We start from the raw sequence: 22,511 nt of genomic DNA on the forward strand, positions 1-22,511 counted from the left end.
GCTCCCGCACGGCTGCTCAATGCCGTTCCGTGCGCCCCTCCGCCCAGTCGTACAGCAACGGCAGCAGCAACAGGGTCAGCAGGGTCGAGGTGACCAGACCGCCCACCACCACGGCAGCCAGCGGGCGCTGGGTTTCCGCGCCGACGCCACTGGAGAGCAACATGGGCAGCAGGCCCAGCACCGCCACGCCGGCGGTCATCAACACCGGGCGCAGGCGCAGCGCGGCGCCACGCAACACGGCCTCGCGCACGCCCATGCCTTGCTTGCGCTGATCGTTCAGGAAGCTCACCAGCACGATGCCGTTCAACATCGCCACGCCGAACACCGCGATGAAGCCGATCGCCGAGGGCACCGAGAGGTACTGCCCGGTAAGCGCCAGCGCTATCACGCCACCCACCGCCGCAAAGGGCACGTTGGCGAGGATCAGCGCCGCCTGGCGCAGGGAATTGAACGCGGTGTAGAGCAGCACGAAGATGAAGCCGATCGTGATCGGCACGATCAGCGCCAGCCGTGCCATCGCACGACGCTGATTCTCGAATGCGCCGCCCCATTCGGTGCTGTAGCCGACCGGCAACCGCACCGCCTGCGCGATCCTGGCGTTCGCCTCCCTGACGAAGCCGTCTATATCGCGCCCGCGCACATCCATCTGGATCACCGCCTGCCGGCGCAGCGACTCGCGGCGGATGAAGGAGTAGCCTTCAGCCACCTCGACATCCGCCACCTGCGCGAGCTGCACCAGCGCACCCGAAGGTGTACGGATCGGGATGCGCCCGATCGCCTCGGGCGAGGCCTTGTCGGCGTTGTCCAGCCGCAGCGCGATATCGAAACGCTTCACGCCGTCGAGCAAGCTGCCTACCGCTTCGCCGCCGATGCCGTTCTTCACCACGGCGAGCACGCCGTCGACGTTCAGCCCATAGCGCGCCAGCGCGTCGCGATCCACCTGGATGCGAACCTGGGGCTTGCCGAGGTTCGCTTCCAGCGCGAGATCGGCCACGCCCGGCACCGTGGCCAGCACGTTCTTGATGCGGCCGCTCAGACGATCCAGCTCGGCCAAGTCGTCGCCCTGGAGCTTCAGGGCCAGCGTGGCGCGCACGCCAGAGATCAGCTCCTCGATGCGCATCTGTATCGGCTGGGTGTAGCTCACCACCGCTGTCGGCAGCGCGGCGGAAAGTTCGCGCTGCATGTCGGCTTCGAGGCTTTCCAGCGTGGCGCCCTTGCGCCATTGCGACTTTGGCTTGAGCGGCGTGTACACCTCCATGTAGTTCACATCCGCCGTCTCGCCCTTTTCGGCGCGGCCGATCATCGCCAGCGTGGTGTCCACCTCGGGGAACTTGCCCTTGATGAGCGCGGACACCTGCTTCGAGATGGCAATGGACTCGTCCAGCGACGCCGAGGGTATCGAGGTCACTCGCCACATGATCGCGCCCTCCCTCAGGTTCGGCATGAACTCCTTGCCGAGGAAGGGAAACAGGGCAAGGCTGGCGACGAGCACGCCGCCCGCGATGCCCAGCACGCGCCTGCGATGGCCAAGCGACCACACGAGCAACCTGCCGTAACCGCGCTTGAGCCACGCCACCAGGCGCGTGTCCTTCTCCTCGCCCGGTTTCAGCACCAGTGCCGCCAGCACCGGGATCAAGGTCAACGCCAGCAGCAGCGAACCCGCCATGGCGAAGGCGATGTTGAACGCCATCGGCTTGAACAGCTTGCCCTCCAGCCCTTCCAGACTGAACAGCGGCAGGAACACCACGATGATGATGCCGATGGCGAACGCCATCGGTTTGGCCACTTCGCGCGCGGCTTCCAGTACCGCGGTGCTGCGATCCAGCGGCAGGCCGCGCGCCTTCTGCTCGGCCATCAGGCGAAACGCGTTCTCCACCATCACCAGCGCGCCGTCCACCATCATGCCGATACCGATCGCCAGACCCGCCAGCGACATGAGATTTGCCGAGAGACCTGCCTGCTCCATGCAGATGAAGGCGATCAGCATCGCCAGCGGCAGCGCCACCACCACCACCAGTGCGCTGCGCAGTTCGCCCAGGAACAGGAACAGCACCAGCGCCACCAGCAGCGAGCCCTCGATCAAGGCACGCTGGGCAGTGCCCACCGCGGCGTTCACCAGGTCGGTGCGCTCGTACACCGTCTTCAGCGACACCCCGGGCGGCAAGTTGGCGGCGAGTTTCTTCAACCGTGTCTTCACGCCATCGACCACGTTCTTGGCGTTTTCGCCGATGCGCGCAAGCGCCATGCCAAGCACTACTTCCCTGCCATCGCGCGTCACCGCGCCGGTGCGCGGCGCATCGGCCTCGACAACGCTGGCCACGTCGCGCAGATAGACCGGCGTACCACCCTCGCTCTTCAGCACGATGCGACCGATGTCGGCGGCATTGCGCACCAGCCCCAGCCCGCGCACCAGGTATTGCTCGCGGCCCACGTCGACGAAGTTGCCGCCTACCTGGGCATTGTTGGCCTGCAGCGCATCGATCAGATCCTTGAAACCGAGCCGATGCGCGATCAGTTTCATCGGATCCACGCGCACCTGGTATTGCTTCTCCCGCCCGCCCCACGAAATGACGTCGTCCACACCCGGCGCAGTGCGCAACGCGAGGCGCAGGTTCCAATCCTGCAACGTGCGCAAGTCGATGTCCGAGGGCGCGGCCGCCTGGTCGTCGCCGCGTTCCACCGTGTACCAGAGCACCTGGCCCAGGCCCGAGATGTTCGGCCCCATCGCCGGCTTGCCATAGCCCGCCGGCAATTGCTCGGCCACCTGCTGCAGGCGTTCGTTGACCAGCTGGCGGGCGAAATAGACGTCGGTTTTGTCGCTGAAGTTCACCGACACATACGACAGCCCGAACAAGCTGGTGGAGCGGATTTCCTCCACGCCTGCCAGGCCGCCCAGCGCGGACTCCACCGGCGTGGTAAGCAGTTGCTCCACATCCTCGGCGGCCAGGCCGGGCGCCTCGGTATAGACATTCACCTGCACCGGCGTCACGTCGGGGAAGGCGTCGATCGGCAACTGGCGCACGGCCTGCACGCCGAGGAAGGCGATCGCCGCGAAGGCGATCAGCACCAGCAGCTTGTAGCGCAGCGAAAGCGCAACGAGTCGTTCCAGCATCAGTGCTCTCCCAGTTGCGAGCGCAGCAGGCGCGCCTTCAGCGCGAACGCTCCGCGGCTTACGTAGCGCGCACCGGGCGCAAGGCCCTGGCGAATCGGCGTCCAGCCTTCGCGCGCGGCGCCCACTTCCACCGCCACTGGCTCAAAACGGTCATTGCCGCGGTCGACGAACACGGTGGGCTGGTTCAGCAGTAGCACCACCGCTCCGTCGGGCACCGCCAGTTCGCTGGTGGCGCCGCCCGCCGCGATGCGTGCATCCACCAATTCGCCCGGATGCATCAGGTCCCTGCGGTTGTCCACCGCGATGCGCACCGGCACCGTGCGGGTGCGCTCGTCGGTGGCGTGGGCGCGGCCCACCACTTTGCCCGCGAGCGTCTGCCCGTGCGCGTCGATGCGCACGGCGGCGCCTGGCACCACGCGCTCGGCTTCGCGCGGCGGCAACTGCGCCACCACCCACACCGTGCCCTCCTCCACCAACGTGAACAAGGTACGGCCAGGCTCCACCCGCTCGCCGACCAGGAAATCGTCGCTGGCCACGCGACCGGCCACCGGCGCGAGCAGCTCGAAGCCACCGTCGGCCGCCGCCGAACCCTTGCGCAGCAGCGCGGCGATCTGGCCCTCGGTGAGGCCGTAGGCGCGCAGCTTTGCGCGGGCCTGGTCGCGCGCCACCTTCGCCTCGGCGTAGCGGCGGCCCGACACTGCCTGCGGACCGAGCTGGGCGATGCGCTGCCAATCCTGCTCGGCCACGATCAGCGCGCCCTGGGTCTCGGCCACCGCCACGCTGGAAAGTTTCAGCAGCGGCTGGCCGGCCTTCACCGCATCGCCCAGCTGCACTCGCCGATCGAGTACCTGGGCCTCCACACGTGGGGTCACCAGCACGGTGGAATAGGCGTCGACGCGCACCTCGCCAGGGGCTTTCAACTCCTCAGCGAGCGGTCGCCTCGCGAGCGTGGCGATCTCAATGCCCGTTTCGTGCATCGTGGCGGGATCCAGCGTCAGCGGATCGGGCGCGTCGGCACGCCCGGTGCCGGCGGCGAATGCGGGCGCCGCGGCGAGTGGTATGCAGGCGAAGGCCAGCACGAACGCGCTGCGCAAAAGAATCATGTGCTTCATGGGGAGACTCCGGTGCCGCGGCCGTCCAGCCAGTCGTTCAAGCGACCGGCGGCGGCGAGATGGTCGAACCAGGCCTGCCAGGCCTGGGCTTGCAGCTCTTGTCCGGACAGCGCGGTGTCCAGGCTCTGCTTGAGCTGCGTCAGGTAGTCGCCGGTGCCGATCTCGCCGGCACGCCAGAGCTTTTCCAGCAGCGCCGTACGCTCGGCGAATGCGCCGGCACGACCTTGGCGAAATGCGCCGGCTGTCTCGCGCAGCGCGGCGTAGCGGACACGCGCTGCCTCGCGCCCTGCGTGCTGCGCGAATTCGCTGGCGCGGCGGCGCGCGCTGGCCGCGTCCTCCTCGGCCAGTGCGGCGGCCACCTCGGCGCTGCCGGAGTTGAGCAGCGGCAAGGGAAGCGACACGTTGAGCCCGATCACGCGGTCATGCCGCGAACCGCTGCGTACCTCGCCACCGGTAAGGCTCACCGTGGGATCAGGCACGCGCGCACGCCGCGCCACACGCACGCCGGCCGCGGCAGCCTGCTGCTCGGCGCGGGCCTGCGCGAGTTCGGGCAGCACGTCCACCTCCACCGGCGCCACGCTGTCCGCCGGGGGCGGCAGTCCGACCGGCATCGGCGGCAAGTCGACCGGCCCGTCGTCCCGGCGCGGGCCGGGGGCCAGCGGCGTCGGTCCCGACGGCAAGGCGCCGGGCTCCTGCTTTCGCGGGAACGACGATGCAGGACCGGCTATCGCCGTGAGCGCGGCCCGGGCGCTCGCTTCCTGCCCCACCAGCGCTGCCTGCTGCATCTGCGCCTCGCCCAGCGCCAGCGCAGCGAGATCGCGCTCGGGACTGCTCACGTCGCCCACGCGCAGGCGTTCCGCGGCAAGCGCATCGAAGCGACGCATCAGCTCCACGCGCTGCCGTCCCAACGCGATCTGGCGCGCTGCCTGCGCCTGCGCTACCCAGGCCTTCAGCCAGCGCGTCGCCACGTCGCGACGAGCCAGCGCATAGGCAGCCTCACTCGCCTGCGCGACGGCCTCACCCTGCGTCGCGCGGGCACGGCGCTTGCCGGAGAGATCAAGCGTCAAGCCCACGCCGGCCACGCGCCGATCGACGTCGGCGTTCTCGACTTCGAACTGCAGCTCCGGGTTGTACAAAGGGCGCGCGGCGGCACGCGCCTGCGCTGCTGCGGCATCGAACCCGGCCTTCGCCGCCGCCACTTCGGGACTGGCCTGCCAGACGGCTTGCACTGCCTCGCGCAGTGGCGCGGGCGCCGCTACCGGCTCGACCAACGGTGCGGCAGGGAGCCACGTCGCCCACCACAGACACACGGCACCCACGGGCACCGCTCGAAAAAAAGACATACACAAATCTCCTGAAAACGGTCACGCGACGACGCGCCGCATGGCAGCGTCGCCAGGGCATGGCGTTTTCAGGCGATGGGTGGGCGCAACAGTGAGCCGGTCACGGCCGGCAAGTGGCCCGTGTCGGAACGGGCAGGTTCCAGCCGCTCGGGTTGCGGCGAAAGCGCGAACGCGACGCTGGCGCTGGTCACGGTGAGCGAGTGCGCGCAGGCGCAATGGCACCCGCCGGCCTCGCCCAGCAGACAGCCGTCGTCGGTACCGGCGTCGACCGCCAGCGCGGCCACGCCGACCGCGGCCTGCGCCGCAACGAGCCGCTGGGAGGGTGCGTCGCCCAGGCAAACCGAACTGGTCACCAGCTTGATCAGCAGCACCGCAAGCGCCAGCACCCACAGTCCGCGATGGCGGCGCAAGCGGGTCAGCAGTGGCGTAGCAGTACGGGACATACGCACATGCTAGGCAAGACGGGGCGTGTTAGACAATTGCATTGGCGCCACGACGCCAGGATGCCGCGCGATCTATCTGCTGCTGAATTGCGGCAGGCGCAGGCTCACGCGCAAGCCGCCGCCCTCGCGATTGGCGAGTACTACCCGTCCGCCGTGTGCCTCGGCGATCTCGCGGGCCAGCGCGAGGCCAAGCCCCGTCCCGGAACGCTTGGTGGAATAGAACGGCAGCAAGGCCTGCGCCAGCACGGTCTCGCTCATGCCGGGGCCACGGTCGGCCACTTCGATGCGCAGCTCGCTGCCGGCATCGAGGATGGTCAGGCTGACCTCGTCCTCCGCACTGCCGGATTCGTGCGCGTTCTTGATCAGGTTGATCAGCACCTGCTCGATCTGCACCGGGTCGAAGCGGCCGGGATGGGTAGGTGCCGGCGCAGCGAGCTGGTAACGGCAATGCAGCGCCAGCGAGGCCAGGAACGGCTCCCATTCGATCGCCTGCGGTTGCGGTGCCGGCAACTTGGCGAAACTGGCATAGCCGGCAATGAAACCATGCAGGTGCTTGGCGCGCCCGCTGATGGTGGCGAACACGCCGGGCAGGCGCTCCAGGTCGCCGCGGCGCGCCAGCTCGGCACCAGAATGCGCCAGCGAGGAGATCGGCGCCAGCGAGTTGTTGAGTTCGTGGCTGATCACCCGGATCACCCGCTTCCAGGTCGCCACCTCCTGCCGCGACAGCTCGCGCGTCATGCGCCGGAACAGGTGCAGCCGGTGCGGCCGCCCCTGCAGGCGGAAGGCGCGTTGCGACAGGTGGAAGGTCTCCTCGCTGCCGTCCATTTCCACGCTGAGCAGTGCGTCCTCGCCGCCTTCCACCGCGCGGGACAGCGCCTCGGGCGCCTCTGCCAGGAGCTCGGCGAAATCCAGCCCGTTGAGGCTCTTGCCCTCGTTGAACAGGTGGCGCGAGGCGATGTTGGAATAAACCACGCGGCCATTGCCGTCGGTGAGCACCAGCGCCACCGGGGTGTTCTGCACCACTGTCTCCAGCAGCAGTTCGCGCTGCACCAGGTGCTGGCGCTGCTCGCGCAGGGTCTGACCCAGCGCGTTGTGCATGCGGATCAGCTCACCCAGCTCGTCGCGCCGGCGCGCTGCGATGGAGAAGCTGAAATCGCCGTCGCGGTAGCTTGCCACCGCGCCTTCCAGCGCGCGCAGCAGCCGGCTCACCGGCGCCATCACCAGATATGCCAGCCACCAGGCCAGTGGCAGCAGCACCAGGGCACTGACCGCGAGGGTCCCGTAGATGCCCATTTGCGCAGGCGTGCGCAGCGACACCGACAGATCCTTGTGCAGCCACTCGAACAGCTGCGGCAACGGCCACTGGGTCAGGCCCACGTAAACCAGCGCACCGGCCACCGCGGCCACCGCGAGCAGCAGCGTCAGGCGGCCCTGCAGCGAATTCAGGCGGCTCCACATATGCGCCTATCCCGTGTCTCCGCATGGCCCGCGCCGTGAGCTTTTTGCGCAAGGGACAAGGAGGGATCAAGAAGTAGACATCCGTCCACGATCGGGTAACGACGCAGGCATGCGGGCAACCCGACCCGGCCCGGCGGGCTGTATGGCGGCATTGAACAGGCTCCGTGGCTCAACGGCATGCCGGATCGTGCGGCGTCTGTGCGCAACTCACTGGCGGCTGGCCGTTCTGCCAGGGGCGCTCGGTGCCCATCACCGCGTTCTGGTCGTTGGCGCGCGGCGGCGGCGGTTCCGGTTCCCAGGCTTTGCGCTCGCTCTTGAACTTGAACGGCGAAGGTTTCGCCGTCGCATCGCCACCGAGCGAAGCGTTGCCGTGCGCTGGGGCGACGCTGGCGGTCGGTGCGGGTGGCGCGAACTGGTCGGACGCCGTCTGTGCCACGACCGTGAAAGCCGGCAGGCAGAGCGACAGGAAAACGAGGCTACGGATGCGCATGGAGATCTCCGGGCGGGAAGCGCGAACGCTGCGGCAGCTTTCCACGCCGCCACGGTGCCCGCAAGCGACATCAGTCATGCCGGCGCGATCAGCCCGTAGCGCTCCATGCGCCGGTACAGCGCCTGGCGCGACAGGCCCAGCGACTGCGCAGCGCGGCTCACCACGCCCTCGGCCTGGTGCAGTGCACCCTCCACCGCCTCGCGGCTGGGTTCGTCGAGGTTGCGCGCCGCGGCCGGCGCGAGCTGCGGCAGGTTGAGCAGCTCCGGCGTGATCGGCTTGCCACCGGCCAGCAGCGAGGCACGCTCGATCGCGTTCTTCAGCTCGCGCACGTTGCCCGGCCACGGGTAGGTCAGCAGCGCCTCGCGTGCGGCATCGCCCAGCGTGGCGCGGCCGGCGAGGAAATGCTCGGCCAGCGGCAGCACGTCGTCGATCCGCTCGGACAGCGGCGGCAGGTTCACTTCGATCACGTTGAGGCGGTAGTACAAGTCCTCGCGGAAGGTGCCGGCGCGGATCATCGCCTTGAGGTCGGCATTGGTGGCGGACAGCACGCGCACCTTGGCCTGCCGCGTCTTGCCTGAGCCTAGCCGCTCGAACTGGCCGGTCTCCAGCACGCGCAGCAGCTTCATCTGGCCCGGCAGCGGCAGGTTGCCGATCTCGTCGAGGAACAGCGTGCCGCCGTCGGCCAGCTCGAAACGGCCCTCACGCGCCTTGTTCGCGCCGGTGTAGGCGCCCGCGTCGGCACCGAACAGCTCGGCCTCGATCAGCTCGCCCGGCAGTGCGCCGCAGTTCACTGCGACGAACGGCCCCTTCTTCACCAGCGAGTTCGCATGCACGATCGCCGCGATACGCTCCTTGCCCGCGCCGTTCGGCCCGGTGATCAGGATCGGCACCTCGGCGCGCGCCACCTGGCAGGCCAGCTCCAGCGTGCGCGCCATCGCTTCAGAGGCGAACACCAGGTTGTCCAGATCGTAGGTGGTCTGCAGCACCTCGCGGCGGCGACGACGCTCGCGCCGCGCGCGGCTCACTTCGCGGGTGGACTCGGAGAGTTCCAGCAGGTTCTCCACCGTGGCCAGCAGCTTGTGGTCGTCCCAGGGCTTGGCGAGATAGTCGGCAGCGCCGGCCTTCACCAGCTCCACCGCGGTCTCCAGATGGGTCCATGCGGTGAGCAGAATCACCGGCAGGTCGGGGTGCTGCTCGCGGATCGCGCGGAACAGCTCCACGCCCTCCTCGCCCGAGGTGGTGTCGGCGGTGAAGTTCATGTCCTGGATCACCACGTCCACCCGCTCGCGCTCCAGCGCAGCCAGGCCTTCGGCCTGGTTCAGCGCCACCAGCGGGCGGATGTCGTGCAGCGACAGCAGCAGCGACAGCGCCTCGCCCACGGACGGGTTGTCGTCGATGATCAGTACGGTACGCATCTTGTTCCTGCACATGTCCGCATGGATGCGGCTCCGGTGGAAAAGGTTGCCATGACCATCGGCCTACGTACATGAAAATTTCTGCGCATCACACATTCCGCGTCGCCACCACCGGTGGCACTGCGGCCGCGCGCAACGCGGGACCGAGCACGGCGAGCTGGCCAAGCAGCCACAGTACGACGGCACCCGAGACCAGCCAAGCCAGCGGCATGTGCGCCAGCTCATAGTGCTTCATCAGCCATAAGTTGAGCCCCACCGCGCTGAGCGAGCCGAGCACGATGCCGGCGCTGACGATCAGCAGGTTCTCGAACTGGAAATAACGCAGGATGTCGCGACGTGTGGCACCAATGGCGCGGCGGATGCCGATGCTGCGCGTGCGCTGCTGCACCCAGAAACTGGACAGGCCGACCACGCCCAGCGCGGTCAGCGCCAGCAGGCAGCTGGTGACCACCAGCAGCAGCCAGACCATCGCACGGTCGCCGTGGTAATAGTCGGCGATGGTGTCGGTGTAGACATTGGCTTTCACCATGCGTGCAGGGTCGATGCGGGTCAACGCCGTGGGCAGATCGCGCGCGACCGCAGCGCACATGTCCGGCCTCACACGCAACACATATGCGCCTCCTATCAACCTGGCCACCGGGAGGATCAGGCTGCGATCCACGCCCTGGTGCTTGTTGATGCTCGGGTTGAGCAGATGATCCACCACGCCCACCACCTGCACGGCTTGCTTGCCGTCGCTGTCCAGCCAAAGGGTCTTCCCCAGCGGGTTCTCTCCCGGCCAAAGCTCCCCGGCCAGCGAACGCGTGACGATGGCGACCGTTGGCGGAGGCGCACTCTTGTTGTCGAATGGTCGGTAATCGGCGTACTCCTGCGGCAGGAAGTCCCTTCCTCCCGACAGGCTGATACCCAGCGTCCTCAGCATGCCGGGTGTGCCCAGGTATTCGACCACGTTGTTGAGCGCGCTCTTCTGGTCGCCGGGATGGCGCCATACGGCCATGCTCCAGTAGTTGGGGCTCAGCGGCAGCGAGTTGGTCATCGCCACCGACTCGACGCCAGGCATGCCGCGCAGCGCGGCCAGATCGGCGTCGATGTCGCCCCCCGCCTTGGTGTCTTGTCCGAGATCGAGGCCGGTGGCGCGTGCCCACACCAGCTCGCTGTCGGCCACGCCGGTAACCATGCGCATAGCCGCCAGGCGATCGCCGATCAGGAACAGTGCATTGGTGACGATGGCGCAGGTCAACGCGATTTCCAGCGCCACCAGCGCGACCGCAGTCTTGTGGTGCTTCAATGCGGAAATGATGGGATGCATGGTCACGGCCTCATTGCGTCTTCAGCAAACGGGCCGGCACGATGCGGCAGGCGCGCCAGGCCGGAAACAGGGCCGCCAGCAAGGTGGCGCACACGGCCAGCACGAAGGTGCCGCAGAGCATCGCGCCGTCCATGTGCGCCAGCGTGGCGTATTCCACCGGCTGCTGGCGCACGACCCACAGGCCAAAGGCCGCCAGCAGCAGGCCCACCAAGCCACCGGTCAGGCCCACCAGCGCCGCTTCCACCAGCAATTGCGCAAACACCGCCTGCTTCGATGCGCCCATCGCTCGGCGCACGGAAAGTTCGCCGGCGCGACGCAGGAACTTCACCAGCAGCAGCGCCACGGTGTTGACCAGGCACACCAGCAGGAAGCCCAGCGCCAGCAGGGTCTGCAGCTGCACGCTGCCCGGCACCACGTGGTTGTGGTCCAGCCATGCCATCACGCCGTACAGCCGCGTGTTCGGCGGCCGGGCAAAACGCCCCAACGTTTTTTGCTGTTCCGAATAGCTCGCGAGAAAGTCGCGATAGGCCGCGACCCGCGCCGGCGTGTCCAGTTGCGCCCAGAACTGCACCCACGAGCATTGATCCGTCTTGGTCGGACCGTCCTCGCCCGGGAAACCACCCCAGCATTGCATGCTTCCCTGGGTACCCTGCTTCAGTTCCATTGCTGTCGCGAACGGCAGGAAAACTTGTTCCTGCTCGGCGTATCTACCTTGCGTGAGGTCGTAGAAATGCGGCACCGGGTTCCAATCGCCGATCACACCGACGATGCGGAAATCGTACTTGCCCAAGCGCAGCATCTGGCCCGTCGCGTGCGGCGTACCGTAAAGCTTGTCCGCCAGTTCGCGGGCGATCACCGCCACGCGTGCATGCTTGTCGTCGTCGCCGGCCGTCCAGCCGGCGCCGTCGACGAACGGCACTTCGAACATCGGGAAGAAGTCCGCCGTGGCGTAACGTGCGTCCGCAATGAACGCATGCGTCGCCCCCTGCGACGGCACTACCGTCACCCGGCCGCCCGACATCGCCGCCTGGTGGGTCGCCTTGCCGGCACGTACCAGGTTCATCGCATCGATCCAGGTCAGCTCGTCCGGCGGCTCCTTGTCCTTGGAGTAGCCGTCCATGCCCTGTGGATCGACCTGCGGATAGAACAGCTGCCCGCTGCGCCCCGGTATCGGATCGGCCGTCATCACGTGCAGCACCGTCACCATCGTCATGCTCGCGCCGATGCCCAGCGCGATGGCCAGCACCATCAGCGCGGTGAGCATCTTGTTGCGCTTCAGGCTGCGCAGGGCCAGATCGAGGTAGTAACCCAACATGCACTCACTCCTTTGAAGCTCATGCCCACAGGGGTTGCCAACACATCACACACTCCGCGTCGCCACCACCGGCGGCACCCGCGAGGCGCGCAGTGCCGGCGACAGCACGGCGAACTGGCCGAGCAGCAGCATCAGCGCCGCGCCATACGGCAGGTAAGTCCACGGCAAGCGAGTCAGTTCGTAGTGATGCATCAGCCACAGGTTGATCGCATAGGCCGAGACCAGGCCCAGCAGCACGCCGGCGCACACCACCAGCAGGTTCTCGAGCTGCAGCTCGCGCAGAATGTGACGCCGCCGCGCACCCAGCGCGCGACGTATGCCGATCTGCCGCGTGCGCTGCTGCACCCAGTAGCTGGTGAGGCCCATGATGCCGACCATGGTTACGACCAGCACCACCAGGCTGACGCCGCCCAGCAGCCATACGGCAGCCTTGAACTTCGCCAGCGCGTGCGCGCGCATCTCGTCGTACATCCGGATACTGGGATCGAAACCCCGTACCAGTTCATTGCCCAGCTCACGATGGATGGCAGCCTCGACCGCCTTGCGCACGCGCTCCGCATCCGCGTCGGGCGCGACGCGCACCGCAAACACCGGCATCGGCCAGTCGCCTGGGACCCCCGGGAACAGCATGCTGTAGTCGACATCACCGCCGTCGGTGTCGAACTTGTTGCTCATCAGGTGCGCGACCACGCCGACCACCGTACGGTGCGCGGCACCGGCGTCCTGGCCGATGCTGATCTGCCGCCCCACGGCGGATTCGCCAGGAAACAGCCGCTGCGCCAACGCCCGGGTGATGATCGCCGGCCCGGACTGGTCCATGCCCATGCCGTGGTATTGCAGGGTTTGCTCGTCCGCACTGAAATCACGCCCGGCAACCAGTTTCAGGCCCAGCGCATCGACCATGTCGGCACCGATGTAGAGCGCAGTGGTGGCCTTGGTGTTCGCGCCGATGCCAAGCACGGTGCCGTTCATCTGGGCGTTGGTTTCCATCGGCAGCGAGCCGGACACGCTGGCGGCGCTTACGCCCGGCAAGGTACGCAGCTGCTGGCGCACTTCCAGCAAACGGCTGGTGGGCCAGAGCTTGCCGCGCGGCGCGATGTTCCAGGCCATCACCAGCCTTCCCGGATCGCCCATGCCGTCGGGCGTGAGCAACGGCACCAGCTTCTGTTGCAGCAGGAACAAGGCATTGCAGGCGATGGCACAGGCCAATGCCACCTGCAGCACGACCAGCATAGGCATCAGGCGATGACGCAACAGTGGACTCACGATGTGGCGCACAAATCTCTCCTCAGGCCTGCTTGATCTGCATGGCCGGCGGCAGGCGACAGATGCGCCATGCCGGCAGAATCCCGACCACCATGCCCACCAGCAGCGAGAACAGCAGGAGCACGGCGAATACGCCAACGCTGAAACGCGCCGCCTCGGCATAAGCCACCGGCTGCTGGCGCACGATCCACAGGCCCAGCCAGGTCAACGGCAGCGCAAGCACACCGCCGAGCAATCCCAGCACGCCGGTTTCGACCAGATGCTGGTTGAACACGGTGCGCTTCGACGCGCCCAGCGCACGACGGATTGCCACGTCGGCCTGCCTGCGCAGGAAGCGCGCGGCCAACAGGCCCGCCACGTTGACCATGCACAGCAACAGGAAGGCGCCGGCCAGCATCAGGTTGAGACGCACGTCGTCGGGCACCACACGATGCAACGTCATCCACGGACGCGAGCCATAGAGCCGTGGCTGCGGCGGATAGGCGAAACGGCCCGCATCGTGCTGCGCATTCGCATAGCCCGCGACGAAGTCGCGCCAATCCGCCACCTCGGCCGGCGTATCCAGCGCCGCCCACACCTCCATCCAGCGGCATTGCTTCACCTCGGCCGACTGGAACGCGATGACCGGCGCACCCTTGCCGCACTCTCCCGTCGTCATCGGTCCCACGCCCCCATCCAACGCTGCCTCGGCGGGCACGAAGAACTGCTCGTTGCCGCCCAGCGGATTGCCCTGGTTGCGCGACAAGTCCAGGAACACCGTGTGCGGTTTCCAGGGTGCGCTGACCCCGATCACCCGAAACGGCTTGCCTCCCATAAGCACGCTGCGCCCCACCACATCCACGGCACCAAACAGTTTCTGTGCGAGATCGCTGTCGATTACCACCACCGGCGCACGCGTAGCCAGTTCCTGCATCGTCCACGGCCGGCCATAACGCAAAGGCACGCTCAGCATACCCAGCGGTTCGCCGTACGCCATGAAGCCGTTGACCTGATCCGACTGCTTGCCGTCCGGGTTGCCTATCTCGGTGTAGCTCTGCGCCAGCGCCAGTTGCTGGCGTGCGCGGTGCGCATCCACCAGCGCCTTGGCGTCGGCCAGCTTGAGCCAGCTGCCCGGTTGCTTGTAGTCGGAGTTGTCCTTGTCCACTGCCACGCGCGCATCCATCGTCGCCACATACAAATGCTGGCTGATGCCCGGCAGCGGATCGCCGGAGAGTGCGCCGAAGATCGTCAGCGCGGTCATGCACGAGGCGATGCCGATGGCCATCGTCAGCATCAGCAGGCCCACCATCGGCAGGTTCTGCCGGCAGCGGCGCAAGGCCAGGCGCAAGTAGTAATCAAACATCGCGATCTCCATTTGATCGAGACCCGAAAGAGCCATTGCACCGCGGGCCATGGCCTATACGAATCTCCCATGCCGGCCCCATGCCTGCCCTCATGCCGAACACCCCGTCATCGGCGGCGGCATGCCCAGGACGTGCAGTACGTAGTTCAGGCGATGACCGGACATGGTTCTGCCGTGCACACGCATACCCAGATCCGCTCGTCGTTCCCGTGATGCCGGGGCATCACGAGAACCTCATCCACAGTCAGCGATCGCGTTCCGTCTCGGCCGGCGCCCCATCGCCTGCCTTTTGCGCATACGGCAGTACGTCGTCCACCAGATGCACCAGGAAGCGGCCGGGCTGCTCCAGCATGATCATGTGTGCCGAGTCCGCGAACACCACCAGCCGCTTGGACGGTGCCTGCAACTTGTCGAACCACTGTTCGGCCAACACGTGCGAGGTGGTGTTGTCGTGTGCGCCGACGAACATCACCACCGGGCAGTCGAATCGGGTGGTGTGATCGAAATCGACCGCCAGCAATGGCTTGAGCAGGTGTTGCAGCGAGAACACGCTGCCTTTGCCTATGGCGTCCAGATCGGCTTCGCTGTAGTCGGGCGACAGGTCCCAGGTATCTGCCGCGAATTGATAATCCCGGCGGCCCCAGGCGAGGCCGCCGTAGTACATCTCCCACTTGTCGCGCACGCCGATCTGATCGAGGGTGATGTCCTTCGGGCCCGGATAGGGTGCGATCGCCTCCAGTTCGCGCACGGCAGCGGCATTGCCGTGCGCCTTGGCGTCGCGCAATGCGGATGCGTAGCCGTCCTCCTCGTTCCTGCGCATGTTCACGAGCTGACCCACGCCGATGTAGGCATAGAGCCAATCCGGATGGCGCTGCGCCAACTCCACACCAAGCACGCTGCCCCAGGAGTGCCCCATCACGAAGATTTTCTGCTTGTGGAAACGCTGGCGAAGGTAGTCGACGATCTTCGCCGCATCGTCGGTCATGCCGTCGATGCTCATGCCCGGCGCCATCTGTGCCTCGGTATTGGCGGCGTAGGTCTTGCCTGTGCCGCGCTGATCCCATTCGACCACGGTGAAGTAGTCCTGCCACGGCGACTCGAACGTCCAGGCCTGCGGCGTGTCCGGCGAAGCCGGGCCACCGTGCAGCACCAGCAGGATCGGATTGCGCAGGTCGCGGCCGCGTATCGTCAGCCACTGGTCGATGCCGTCGACATGCACCTTGATCTGTTCCTGGATGCCGTTCGGCGAAACGATCCTCTGGTTCTCGGCAATGATTCCGGTGACCTTGGCGCGCATCATCCAGTGCGCCGCGTCGTGTTCCGCCGGACCGGCATTCGCGACGCCAGTCGCCATCAGCATGACAGTGGTCAGCATGGCGGCGGTGGCCAGTCGAATTTTCTTCATCCCATACTCCGTCAGGTCAACGATGGGAGGTGGTTTCCCACCTCCTGGAAAATTCACGCCGCTCGCGTCGCCACCACCGGCGGCACCGCCGCGGCGCGCAGCGCGGGGCCGAGCACGGCAAGCTGACCCAGCCCCCACAGCGCGATCGCGCTGATCGGCAGGTAGTACCAGGGCATACGCGTGAGCTCGTAGTGCCGCATCAAGTACAGGTTGATGCCGTAGGCCATCGCCATGCCGAGCACCACGCCGGCGGCGCTGAGCAGGAAGTTCTCGGTCTGGAAGTACTGCATGATGTGGCCGCGGCTGGCACCCACCGCGCGGCGGATGCCGATCTGCTGGCGCCGCTGGCCCACCCAGAAGCTGGTGAGGCCGACGATGCCGAATGCGGTCACCGCCAGCATCACCGCGCAGACCAGCACCAGCATCCACGCCATGCTGCGCATGTCGGCGAAATACTGATCGCGCATGTCTGTGTAGATCGCGCTCTTGGTTACCGCGCCCGGATTCAGCTCGGCCAGCTTCTGTTCCGCCGCACGCATTACGCGGTCGCGGTCGCCCGGCGCGCTGCGCAGCAGATAGCGCCTCAGGTTGCCCCTGGAGCCTGCCGCGCTCATCGGGAAGAAGGCGCTGTAGTAGCTCCAATCCTCGCCCTGGCTGCCGATGTTCGGCCGCAGTACGTCGGCGACCACGCCGACCACTGTGTAGTAGTGCGGCATGGAGTAGTAGGTCTTGCCCAGCGCCGATTGTCCGGGCCACAAGCGTTCCGCCACGCTGCGCGTCACCAGGGTCACGTGCGTTTCCGGCAGCGGTGCGCTGCCGAACGAGCTGCCCGCGTAGTCGTCGGCATTGAAGAAGCGCCCTTGCAGCAGACGCAGGCCCAGCGTCTGCTCGGCGCCTTCGCCGAGGAAGAACAGCGAGAAGTTGACCGTCCTCTTGTCGAAGGCGGACACATCGGGCGTGGTGCCGAAGCTCCAGCCCCAGTTGTTGTGGCTGAGCGGCAACGTGCTGATCGCCGCTGCCGCCTGCACGCCGGGAATGCCGCGCAGCGCCGCCAGGTTGCGCGGAACGTCGCTGCCGGAGGTTTTCTCGTCGGTGCCGCCCAGCGCGACCACACTCAGGTTGCGCTCGTCGATGGCATTGGGCAGGCGGATGGCGGTCACGCGCTGGCCGATCATGAACACCGCATTGCAGAGTACTGCGCAGGTCAGCGCGATCTCCAGCACGATGAGTATGGTCGGGATGCGGTGCTTGCGCAGGCTGGCGAGTATCGGACGGATTTCCATGTGCATCTCCTCAACTGGCTTTGAGTTGCGGTGCCGGGGCAACCGAACAGGCGCGCCACGCGGGCAGCAGGCCAGCGATCAGGCTGGCCACCAGCGCCACCACGAAGGTGAACAGGAACATCGACAGATCCAAATGCGCGAGGCTGGCGTACTCGGCAGGCTGGTGGCGGATGCCAAGCAGGCCCAGCTCGGCGAAGCCGAGGCCGAGCACGCCGCCGACCACACCGATGATGCCGGCCTCGACCATGAACTGTGCGAAGACCGCGCCACGCGTGGCGCCAAGCGCACGGCGCACGCCGATCTCGCGCGAGCGGCGCAGGCACTTGGCCAGCAGCAAGCCCACCGTGTTCAGCACGCAGATCAGCAAGAAGCCATAGGCCAGGCCCGCTTGCAGCCGCACGTCGTCGGGCACCACCTGCTCGTGACGCAGCCAGCCCACCAGATCCGGCATGGCGGTCTCGTCGCGGCTGAAGCGGCCCAGGGTCACCTGTTGCCGCGCATAGTTGGCGAGGAACGTGCGGTAGTCGGCCACCGCGGCCTGGTCCGGCAGCTCCACCCACACGCCCAGCCACCTGCACGGCGCCGCCGCCAGGTCGTCCATGTTGGAGACCGTGTCATAGCACTCGATATCCTGCGGCCCCATTTTCAGGTCGTTGCCGGTCTTCAGCGGCAGGAACATCGCGTCGCCATCGCCGCCGTAGTCGTGCCCGCCCAGGTCCAGCGCGTAGAAGCGCGGCTGCGGCGACCACGGCTTGAGCACGCCGACGATGCGGAAGTCGTGGTCGTCCATGCGGATCGTCTTGCCCACGCTGTTGGCGCCGCCGAACAGCTTCTGGTTGAGGAAGCCCGCGATCACGATCACCCGGGCACCGGCCTCGTCGTCCGCCGCCGTCCAGCCGCTGCCGTATTGGAATGGTGCATCGAACAGGCCGAAGAAATCCGCGGTGGTCTGCACCCCGTCACTGAAAAAGGGCCGTTCGTTGGCCCGCTGCGGCGCGATCTTGCCCTCGGTCAACGCCATCGCTGCCTGCCGCTTCGCCCGGTGGGCGTGCACCAGATACATGGCATCGGTGTAAGGCATCGTCGACGGCGGCTCGGTCTGGCCGGCGATATAGCCTTCCTTGGCGTTGGGATCGACCTGCGGATAGAACAGCTGGCTGCTCTTTTGCGGCAGCGGGTCGCCCGAAAGCAGCCGCAACACCGTCGTGGTGGTGATGCAGGCGCCAATGCCTAGCGCCAGCGACAACACCATCAACGCGGTGAGCACCTTGTTGCGCTTGAGGCTGCGCAACGCGAGGTCCAGGTAGTAACCGAACATCACACACCTCCGTCATCTGGGTACTCCCCTCTCGGGGAGGCGGAAAATCACACGCTGCGCGTCGCCACCACCGGGGGCACCGCCGCAGCGCGCAGCGCAGGACCGAGTACGGCGAGCTGGCCGATGATCCACAGCACCAATGCGCCGACCGGGAAATAGATGCCCGGCAACCGCGGCAACTCGTAATGCAGCATCAGGAACAGGTTGATGCCGTAGGCCAGCATCATGCCGAGCACGATGCCGAAGCTGGCGAGCAGGAAATTCTCGGTCTGGAAGTAGCGCAGGATGTCGCCGCGAGTGGCGCCCAAGGCACGGCGCACGCCGATGGTGCGGCGACGTTGCCCGACCCAGAAGCTGGCCAGCCCCACGATGCCCAGCACGGTCACCGTGAGCAACGCCACGATCACGCCTACCAGGATGCCGGCCATCGCGCGGTCGTTCGCGAAGAACGCATGGCGCGCTTCGTCGTAAGTGCGCTTCACCAGTACGACGCGGTTCGGGTCGAGCTGCTTGAGCTTGGCCACCGCGGCCTTGAGCACGACGTCGCGATCCTGCGGTGCGGTGCGGATGACATAGCTATTGCCGCCGGACCCCGTCATGCGTATCGGCCATACCGTGCTGTACTCCACGCCCAGGTTCGGGTTGTTCGGCCGGGCCAGGTCGGCCACCACGCCAACAACCCGGAACGGCAAGCCCTTGCCGACATAAATCGTCTGGCCGAGCGCGTCCTTGTCCGGCCACAGCCGCTTGGCCAAGGTCTGGGTGACAATGATGGTCGAAGGCAGGTTTTTCAGGTCGCCGTTGCGCAGATCGGCGATGACGGTCTCGAAGTCGACGTATTCGTCGTGCTGGAAATCACGCCCTTCCAGCAGTTGCACCCCCAGCGTGGGCAGTACGCCTTCGCCGTAATACGTCGATGCCTCGAGTGTGTCCTGTGGCTGTTCCGGACTCAGCCGGATGCCGCTGTTGGATGACCCGCCATCGGCGAAGGGGAGCTGATTGATCACCGCCACCTGCCGCACACCGGCTATTTGCCGTAGCGCGGCCAGGTCGGTCTGCGACTGCGCGATGGCGTTCGGGGTGCTGCCGATATGGCCCAGGTCGATCTGCACCAGCTCATGCTCGGCAATGCCGCTGGGCAAATTCATGAGCTGCAGCCGCTGGCCGATCATGAACACCGCGTTGCACACGATCGCGCAGGTCAGCGCGATCTCCAGTATCAGCAGCCACGCGGTGATCTTGTGGCGCCGCAGGGTGGAAAGTATCGGTCGAATGTCCATGTCAGTTGCTCTTCAACTGAAGGGCGGGCGTCACCTGGCAGGCGCGCCAGGCGGGCAGCAGGCCGGCCAGCAGGCTCGCGCCCAACGCCAGCAGGAACGTGGTCAGCAGCATGGCCGGATCGATGCTTGCCAAGGCCGCGTAACTGGCCGGCTGCCGGCGCACCAGCCACAAGCCGACCAGCGCAAGCAGCAAGCCGCCCGCACCGCCAACCAGGCCGACCACGCCGGACTCCACCAGCAATTGCGCGAACAACGCCTGCTTCGATGCGCCCAGCGCGCGGCGCACGCCCAGCTCGCCAGCGCGGCGCAGAAACTTCGCCAGCATCAAGCCCACCATGTTCACCAGGCATACCAGCAGGAAGCCGAAGGCCAGGCCGGTCTGCAGGCGCACGTCGTCCGGCACCACCTGGTTGTAATCCAGCCACTGCATCACGTTGCGCAGGCGTACGTTCGGCGGCCGCTGGAAGCGTCCCAATGCCTTTTGCTGTTCGGAGTAGTTGACGAGGAACTGCTGGTACGCGGCGGCCTTGGCCGGACTGTCCAGCTGCGCCCAGAACTGCAGCCACACGCAGGGCGAGTTGTGGTCGGGCGTGCTCCCGCCGCCGCCGTTGCCCCAGCAGTTGACGCTGCCATCGTGGATCAAGCCCACATCCTGCGAAGTGGACAGCGGCACCAAGACGTCCTCATCCTCGTTGTAATTTTTCCGGTTCAGGTCGTAGAAGTGCGGATTGGGGTTCCAGTCGCCGATCACGCCGACGATGCGGAAGGTCGTGCCGGACAGGCGCAACTCCTTGCCGGTGCTGTCCTGGCCGCCGAACAGCTTGTCGTTGAGCTGGCTGCTGATGACCGCCACGCGCGCATGCGCGTCGTCGTCCGCCGCGGCCCAGGCGCGCCCGTGGAGGAATGGCACGCCAAACATCGGGAAAAAATCGGCCGAGGTGTAGCGCGCATCCACGTAAAACGGATCGAGCGTGGTGTTGTCGGGCTGGATGGCCACGTCGCCGCCCGTCATCAGCGCCTGGTGGTCCGCGCGCTTCGCCTGCAGCAGGTTCATGCCGTCGATCCAGGTCACCTGATCCGTCGGCTCCGTCTTGCCGGGCAGGTACCCGTGGCCGTCGCGCGGATCGATCTGCGGGTAATACAGCGTGTTGCTGCGTCCCGGCAGGGGATCGCCCGACAACACGTGCAGCACGGTGAGCGTCGTCATCGACGCGCCGATGCCCAGCGCGATCGCCAGCACCATCAGCGCGGTAAGCGCCTTGTTGCGCCTGAGACTGCGCAGCGCCAGATCGAAGTAGTACCCGAACATTCCCCTGCCTCCTCAGTTGCACCCTCCTCCCCTGCCTGGGGAAGAGATCGCACCTCGCTGCCCTTCCCATCGGCGAAGGGGAAAACTCACACGCTCCGCGTCGCCACCACCGGGGGTACCGCCGCCGCGCGCAGCGCCGGGCCGAGCACGGCGAGCTGGCCGAGCAGCCACAACGCCAGCGCGCCAACCGGCAGGTAGTACAGCGGCAGATGCGGCAACTCGTAGAACTTCATCAGCACCGCGTTGAGGGCGTAGGCCAGCAACATGCCCAGCGCGATGCCGAAACCGACGATCAGGAAGTTCTCGGTCTGGAAGTAGCGCAGGATGTCGCCGCGGGTGGCGCCGATCGCACGGCGGATACCGATCTGCTTGCGCCGCTGCGCCACCCAGAAACTGGCCAGGCCGACGATGCCCAGCGCGGTGACGCCGAGCAGCGCAGCGATCACGCCCACCAGCATGCCGGCCATCACGCGGTCATTGCGGAAGTAACGTTCGCGCAGCTCGCCGATGGTGCGGCTGGCGTCGTGGTCGAGCACCACGTCGGGTGCGATCTTCGCAATCGCCGCCTTGGCGTCGCGCAGCACGCGCGGCAAGTCCTTCGGATCGGCGCGCAGCAGGTAGGTGCCGGCCAGGTTCGGCCCCGGCTGCGCAGGCACGAACACCGACCACTCGATCGTGCCCGTGCCGCCCTCGCCCGCGCCGGGGCGCGCCATATGCGCTACCACGCCCACCACGCGGAAATGGAAGTTGCCACACCAGAACTCCTTGCCCAGCGGATCTTCGTCGGGCCACAGATGCTCGGCCAGCGTGCGGCTCACCACCACTTGCGAGTCGTTCGGCACGAAGGCGGCCATCGGCTGGAAATCCTCGGCCTGCGGCGCACGGCCGGCCACCAGGTGCAGGCCCAGCGCCTCGAAGCTGCCGGGGCCATCCGTGTAGAAGCCCAGCACGCCGCCGAAACGCTTGCCGGCAGGGTCCAGCGTGACGCCGGCATTGGTGCCGTGCCCGGCGAACGGCACGCTGCCGACCACGCTCACCGATTGCATGCCGGGAATCGCGCGCAGCCCGGCAGTCACGCGTGCGTTGAGATCGCCCGGCTGCGCCGCGTCGAAGCCGCTCAGCGTGAGCACGGCCAGTGCGCGCTCGTCCACGCCGCCGTCGACCTTGGTCAGCTGCAGGCGGTTGGCGATCATGAAACAGGCGTTGCACAGCACCGCGCAGGCCAGCGCGATCTCCATCGCGATCAGCACGGTGGCGAGACGGTGCTTGCGCAGTGCGGCGAATATCAGTCGGGTCTGCATGTCGTCGCCC

Annotated in this window: 17 protein-coding genes; all 17 read right to left on the reverse strand. The window is 67.0% G+C overall.

Translation table 11 applies throughout. The features are described 5' to 3' along the window. Positions 1-16: 16 nt before the first annotated feature. The 17 genes from ISP14_RS02275 to ISP14_RS02355 all read right to left on the reverse strand — a co-directional run bounded on the left by ISP14_RS02275 (position 17) and on the right by ISP14_RS02355 (position 22,501). The gene (locus ISP14_RS02275) at positions 17-3,112 is read right to left on the reverse strand and encodes an efflux RND transporter permease subunit (protein ID WP_404535918.1); all 3,096 of its coding nucleotides are present in this window, start codon (positions 3,110-3,112) and stop codon (positions 17-19) included. Next, on the reverse strand, positions 3,112-4,224 hold the full coding sequence (locus ISP14_RS02280; RefSeq protein WP_404535920.1) for an efflux RND transporter periplasmic adaptor subunit: 1,113 nt from the start codon (positions 4,222-4,224) through the stop codon (positions 3,112-3,114). The genes ISP14_RS02275 and ISP14_RS02280 overlap by 1 nt, the downstream gene beginning before the upstream one ends. Beyond that, complete coding sequence (locus ISP14_RS02285) at positions 4,221-5,567, reverse strand: TolC family protein (protein ID WP_404535923.1); 1,347 nt, start codon at positions 5,565-5,567, stop codon at positions 4,221-4,223. Before ISP14_RS02285 ends, ISP14_RS02280 begins: the two co-directional genes overlap by 4 nt. A gap of 68 nt (positions 5,568-5,635) precedes the next feature. Then, positions 5,636-6,010 carry a hypothetical protein gene (locus ISP14_RS02290; RefSeq protein ID WP_404535925.1) on the reverse strand — a complete coding sequence of 125 codons (375 nt, stop codon included), beginning with the start codon at positions 6,008-6,010 and terminating at the stop codon, positions 5,636-5,638. 72 nt (positions 6,011-6,082) lie between these two features. Further along, entirely contained in the window at positions 6,083-7,468 is a 1,386-nt protein-coding gene (locus ISP14_RS02295) for a sensor histidine kinase (RefSeq protein WP_404535927.1), read from the reverse strand. A 169-nt stretch (positions 7,469-7,637) separates the two neighbouring features. Continuing rightward, on the reverse strand, positions 7,638-7,958 hold the full coding sequence (locus ISP14_RS02300; RefSeq protein ID WP_404535930.1) for a hypothetical protein: 321 nt from the start codon (positions 7,956-7,958) through the stop codon (positions 7,638-7,640). 74 nt (positions 7,959-8,032) lie between these two features. Beyond that, the gene (locus ISP14_RS02305) at positions 8,033-9,373 is read right to left on the reverse strand and encodes a sigma-54-dependent transcriptional regulator (protein ID WP_404535933.1); all 1,341 of its coding nucleotides are present in this window, start codon (positions 9,371-9,373) and stop codon (positions 8,033-8,035) included. Between the two features lie 88 nt (positions 9,374-9,461). After that, the gene (locus ISP14_RS02310) at positions 9,462-10,682 is read right to left on the reverse strand and encodes an ABC transporter permease (protein ID WP_404535935.1); all 1,221 of its coding nucleotides are present in this window, start codon (positions 10,680-10,682) and stop codon (positions 9,462-9,464) included. A 10-nt stretch (positions 10,683-10,692) separates the two neighbouring features. Beyond that, complete coding sequence (locus tag ISP14_RS02315; RefSeq protein ID WP_404535938.1) at positions 10,693-11,997, reverse strand: ABC transporter permease; 1,305 nt, start codon at positions 11,995-11,997, stop codon at positions 10,693-10,695. A 45-nt stretch (positions 11,998-12,042) separates the two neighbouring features. After that, positions 12,043-13,275, reverse strand: coding sequence for an ABC transporter permease (locus ISP14_RS02320; RefSeq protein ID WP_404535940.1), 1,233 nt, complete (start codon positions 13,273-13,275; stop codon positions 12,043-12,045). 10 nt (positions 13,276-13,285) lie between these two features. Further along, a complete protein-coding gene (locus tag ISP14_RS02325; RefSeq protein WP_404535943.1) occupies positions 13,286-14,605 on the reverse strand; it encodes an ABC transporter permease in 1,320 nt (439 codons plus the stop codon). 244 nt (positions 14,606-14,849) lie between these two features. Further along, on the reverse strand, positions 14,850-16,010 hold the full coding sequence (locus tag ISP14_RS02330; protein ID WP_404535946.1) for an alpha/beta fold hydrolase: 1,161 nt from the start codon (positions 16,008-16,010) through the stop codon (positions 14,850-14,852). Positions 16,011-16,063: 53 nt separating this feature from the next. Next, positions 16,064-17,293, reverse strand: coding sequence for an ABC transporter permease (locus ISP14_RS02335; RefSeq protein ID WP_404535949.1), 1,230 nt, complete (start codon positions 17,291-17,293; stop codon positions 16,064-16,066). Between the two features lie 10 nt (positions 17,294-17,303). Beyond that, entirely contained in the window at positions 17,304-18,611 is a 1,308-nt protein-coding gene (locus ISP14_RS02340; protein ID WP_404535952.1) for an ABC transporter permease, read from the reverse strand. Positions 18,612-18,658: 47 nt separating this feature from the next. Then, on the reverse strand, positions 18,659-19,891 hold the full coding sequence (locus tag ISP14_RS02345) for an ABC transporter permease (protein ID WP_404535954.1): 1,233 nt from the start codon (positions 19,889-19,891) through the stop codon (positions 18,659-18,661). A gap of 1 nt (position 19,892) precedes the next feature. Beyond that, positions 19,893-21,200: an ABC transporter permease gene (locus ISP14_RS02350; protein WP_404535955.1), complete on the reverse strand. Its 1,308-nt coding sequence runs from the start codon at positions 21,198-21,200 to the stop codon at positions 19,893-19,895. A gap of 86 nt (positions 21,201-21,286) precedes the next feature. Beyond that, entirely contained in the window at positions 21,287-22,501 is a 1,215-nt protein-coding gene (locus ISP14_RS02355; protein WP_404535956.1) for an ABC transporter permease, read from the reverse strand. Positions 22,502-22,511: the final 10 nt, after the last annotated feature.

The sequence above is a fragment of the Dyella agri genome (genome assembly GCF_044904705.1).
Classification (GTDB): Bacteria; Pseudomonadota; Gammaproteobacteria; order Xanthomonadales; family Rhodanobacteraceae; genus Rhodanobacter_A; species Rhodanobacter_A agri.

What these genes read in the sequence shown, in the direction of transcription:
- ISP14_RS02275 (WP_404535918.1), bottom strand. Translation starts at nt 3,112, where the DNA reads ATGCTGGAACGACTCGTTGCGCTTTCGCTGCGCTACAAGCTGCTGGTG.
- ISP14_RS02280 (WP_404535920.1), bottom strand. Translation starts at nt 4,224, where the DNA reads ATGAAGCACATGATTCTTTTGCGCAGCGCGTTCGTGCTGGCCTTCGCC.
- ISP14_RS02285 (WP_404535923.1), bottom strand. Translation starts at nt 5,567, where the DNA reads ATGTCTTTTTTTCGAGCGGTGCCCGTGGGTGCCGTGTGTCTGTGGTGG.
- ISP14_RS02290 (WP_404535925.1), bottom strand. Translation starts at nt 6,010, where the DNA reads ATGTCCCGTACTGCTACGCCACTGCTGACCCGCTTGCGCCGCCATCGC.
- ISP14_RS02295 (WP_404535927.1), bottom strand. Translation starts at nt 7,468, where the DNA reads ATGTGGAGCCGCCTGAATTCGCTGCAGGGCCGCCTGACGCTGCTGCTC.
- ISP14_RS02300 (WP_404535930.1), bottom strand. Translation starts at nt 7,958, where the DNA reads ATGCGCATCCGTAGCCTCGTTTTCCTGTCGCTCTGCCTGCCGGCTTTC.
- ISP14_RS02305 (WP_404535933.1), bottom strand. Translation starts at nt 9,373, where the DNA reads ATGCGTACCGTACTGATCATCGACGACAACCCGTCCGTGGGCGAGGCG.
- ISP14_RS02310 (WP_404535935.1), bottom strand. Translation starts at nt 10,682, where the DNA reads ATGCATCCCATCATTTCCGCATTGAAGCACCACAAGACTGCGGTCGCG.
- ISP14_RS02315 (WP_404535938.1), bottom strand. Translation starts at nt 11,997, where the DNA reads ATGTTGGGTTACTACCTCGATCTGGCCCTGCGCAGCCTGAAGCGCAAC.
- ISP14_RS02325 (WP_404535943.1), bottom strand. Translation starts at nt 14,605, where the DNA reads ATGTTTGATTACTACTTGCGCCTGGCCTTGCGCCGCTGCCGGCAGAAC.
- ISP14_RS02330 (WP_404535946.1), bottom strand. Translation starts at nt 16,010, where the DNA reads ATGAAGAAAATTCGACTGGCCACCGCCGCCATGCTGACCACTGTCATG.
- ISP14_RS02335 (WP_404535949.1), bottom strand. Translation starts at nt 17,293, where the DNA reads ATGGAAATCCGTCCGATACTCGCCAGCCTGCGCAAGCACCGCATCCCG.
- ISP14_RS02340 (WP_404535952.1), bottom strand. Translation starts at nt 18,611, where the DNA reads ATGTTCGGTTACTACCTGGACCTCGCGTTGCGCAGCCTCAAGCGCAAC.
- ISP14_RS02345 (WP_404535954.1), bottom strand. Translation starts at nt 19,891, where the DNA reads ATGGACATTCGACCGATACTTTCCACCCTGCGGCGCCACAAGATCACC.
- ISP14_RS02350 (WP_404535955.1), bottom strand. Translation starts at nt 21,200, where the DNA reads ATGTTCGGGTACTACTTCGATCTGGCGCTGCGCAGTCTCAGGCGCAAC.
- ISP14_RS02355 (WP_404535956.1), bottom strand. Translation starts at nt 22,501, where the DNA reads ATGCAGACCCGACTGATATTCGCCGCACTGCGCAAGCACCGTCTCGCC.